Annotated in this window: 4 protein-coding genes; 3 read left to right on the forward strand and 1 reads right to left on the reverse strand. The window is 43.9% G+C overall.

Translation table 11 applies throughout. The annotated features are described in order from the left end of the window. From Q0296_RS05175 to ruvX, 3 genes are all read left to right on the forward strand, one after another. On the forward strand, nucleotides 1-891 hold an 891-nt coding region (locus Q0296_RS05175), incomplete at its 5' end, for a divergent polysaccharide deacetylase family protein (RefSeq protein ID WP_298037488.1). Continuing rightward, nucleotides 888-1,655, forward strand: coding sequence for a DNA-processing protein DprA (gene dprA / locus Q0296_RS05180; RefSeq protein ID WP_298037492.1), 768 nt, complete (start codon nucleotides 888-890; stop codon nucleotides 1,653-1,655). The genes Q0296_RS05175 and dprA, both read left to right, overlap by 4 nt. Further along, nucleotides 1,652-2,035, forward strand: coding sequence for a Holliday junction resolvase RuvX (ruvX, locus tag Q0296_RS05185; RefSeq protein WP_298037495.1), 384 nt, complete (start codon nucleotides 1,652-1,654; stop codon nucleotides 2,033-2,035). The genes dprA and ruvX overlap by 4 nt, the downstream gene beginning before the upstream one ends. On the opposite strand, the gene Q0296_RS05190 is transcribed toward ruvX, so the two are convergent. Beyond that, nucleotides 2,030-2,648, reverse strand: a 619-nt coding sequence (locus Q0296_RS05190; RefSeq protein WP_298037498.1) for a hypothetical protein, incomplete at its 5' end; no start/stop codon positions are given. The two genes, ruvX and Q0296_RS05190, sit on opposite strands and share 6 nt — an antisense overlap.

Consider the following 2,648-nt stretch of genomic DNA (forward strand, 5'->3'; position numbering starts at 1 on the left):
GGAACCGGGGGAAATCATAAAACAGCAAAAAAAATAGAGCAAAACAAGAGCGTTGAAGCAAATTTAACGATAAAAGATAATCTAAAAAATAGTGAAAGTTTAAAACCTGAGCCAGCCAAAAAGAGCGAAGCTAAGCCAGCTAAAAAGACTGAAAAACCAAAAACAAACGATAAAAACCAACAAAAGAGCGCGAAAAAAGATGACTTTGCGGTGGTGCCATTTACGCCAAATAGCAGCGTCAAAGGGCGTGCAAAGCTCGTTATCATAATAGACGATGTGGCGACTTTTGAGCACGCAGGCATGATAAAGTCGCTTGGTCTAAAGATAACGCCGTCCATTTTCCCAGCGACCAAAACCCATCCAGACACACCCTCTATCGCTAGGTCGTTTGAGTTTTATATGATCCACCTGCCGATGCAGGCAAAGCACTTTGATAGCCCAGAGATAGGCACTCTAACGATAAACGAGAGCTTTGAGAGCATGCTGGCTAAGATAAAAAAGATACGCAAAGACTTTCCGCGCGCAGTCTATACAAACAACCACACTGGATCGCGCTTCACCAGTGACTTTAACGCGATGGATAGGGCGTACATGGCGCTGATTGATCAGGGATTTATCTTCGTTGATAGCAAGACGATCGCTCAAACTGCCGTGGCAAAAGCGGCTAAAAAGCACAACCAGCCATACATCTCAAGAGATATATTTTTAGACGACAACCCATCGGCCGCAGCGGTCAGACGTGAGCTCGTGGCTGCTGTAAATTTAGCCAAAAAAAGGGGCTACGCCATCGCCATTGGGCATCCAAAGAAAAACACGATCGCAGTTATAAAAGAGAGTAAAAACAACATCTTAAAAGATGTCGAAGTGGTCTATCTAAAAGACATTTTATGAAGCTTGAAATTTTACCACGGGCGCTAAATAGGCTAAAAAATCCCCCAAAAGAGCTAAATTTCATCGGCGACACCTCGCTTTTAGAGCTGCCAAAGGTCGCAGTAGTGGGCTCAAGAAATGCAAGTGTCTACACAAAAGAGTGCGTTGCGGCACTTTGCGCGGCACTAAAGAGTGCAAATGTCTGCGTGGTAAGCGGTGGGGCTATCGGCGTGGATATCGCAGCGCACAAAGCAGCCATGCCACGAACTATCGGCGTCTTTGCTAGCGGCCTTGACATCATCTATCCAGCTCAAAACAAAGCAGCGATAAAAGAAATTTATGCCAAAGGTTTGGCTTTGAGCGAGTATGACGAGGGCGAGCCGCCGATCGCATATAGATTTTTAGAGCGAAACCGCATAGTTGTGGGGCTCTCGCAGGCTCTAGTCGTCGCACAAGCTGATCTAAGAAGCGGCTCTATGCAAAGTGCAAGGCTGGCAAATGAGCTTAAAATCCCTGTTTTTGTCCTGCCTCAACGCATAAATGAGAGCAGCGGCACAAATGCTTTACTAGCTAGCAAAAAGGCCGAGCTTATCGATGATTACGTCAAATTTGCTTCGCTTTTTGGTGTGGTAAAAGAGCAAAAAACGGACGATGATATTGTGAAATTTTGTAAAAACGGCGTGAGCCTTGATGAGGCATTGTCTAAATTTGGCGAGATCATTTATGAGTACGAGCTTGACGGGCTGGTCGAGATATCAAATTTAAGGGTAAAAAGCGTGCTATGAGAGAGAAATTTATGGCGATCGATATTGGGCTAAAGCGCATAGGACTTGCTTTTGGCTTTGGCGAGGTCGTGACGCCCCTTGAGCCAGTTCTTAGAAAAAATAGAAATCAAGCCGCAAGAGATGTAAGCCAAAAAGTAAATGAATACGCTCCAAACACGCTAGTAGTGGGTGTTCCGATTGGCGGCAGTAGCGAGGATGAGATGAGAAGGCGCATAGAGCATTTTGTCTCACTTCTTGACGTGCAGGCTAATATCGTCTATCAAGATGAAGCCTTTAGCAGCAGTGAGGCAAGTGAAATTTACACAAACACAAAGCGAGATGGCAGGCTCGATAGCGTCTCAGCCACTATCATCTTGAAGAGATATCTAAAAATTTTATAAATTTCTAGCCACCACCCCTAAAGTCTCGTGCAAGCTATCGCTAGTAAATGGCTGTCTAAGCGTAGCCATCTTCTCGCTTTTGATGCTTTTGGCTTCATCCTTGCTGATGATGACGATGTAGAAATTCTTAAGCTTTTGATAAGTCAGCATCTCATCAAGCCTTGCTTTGTCGCTTAGATACTCCTTTTGCACAAAGATGATGTCTGGCTTAAAAATGGCATCTTTTATGTGTAAATTTAAACTCTCAAAGCTCTTTTGTTTGCTAAGCTTTAGCCCCGTAAAGCTTAACTCATGACTGAGCGTTAAAAATAAATTTTCATCATCGCAAGCTATTATCGCATTTTTGCCTAAGAGGCTTGCTATCTCGACGCTTTGCCTTTTAAATGTCCCGCTTTTTGGCAGTGGCACGCTTATGCTTATATTAAAGCCGTCCTCAGTTTCGCTCATCTTGGCATTTAGCTCTTTTAGTAGCTCGCTAGCTTCTTTTACTAGCCTCTCATTTGGCTTTTGCGGGCACGAAGTGCATCTTATATGTATGTCAAAATGCACCAAACTTAGGCTATAGCTTACTAGGGTAAAGGATATGAGCAGTTTTGAGTTGCTTACGTCATTT

The organism is uncultured Campylobacter sp., assembly GCF_937890585.1.
GTDB lineage: Bacteria > Campylobacterota > Campylobacteria > Campylobacterales > Campylobacteraceae > Campylobacter_A.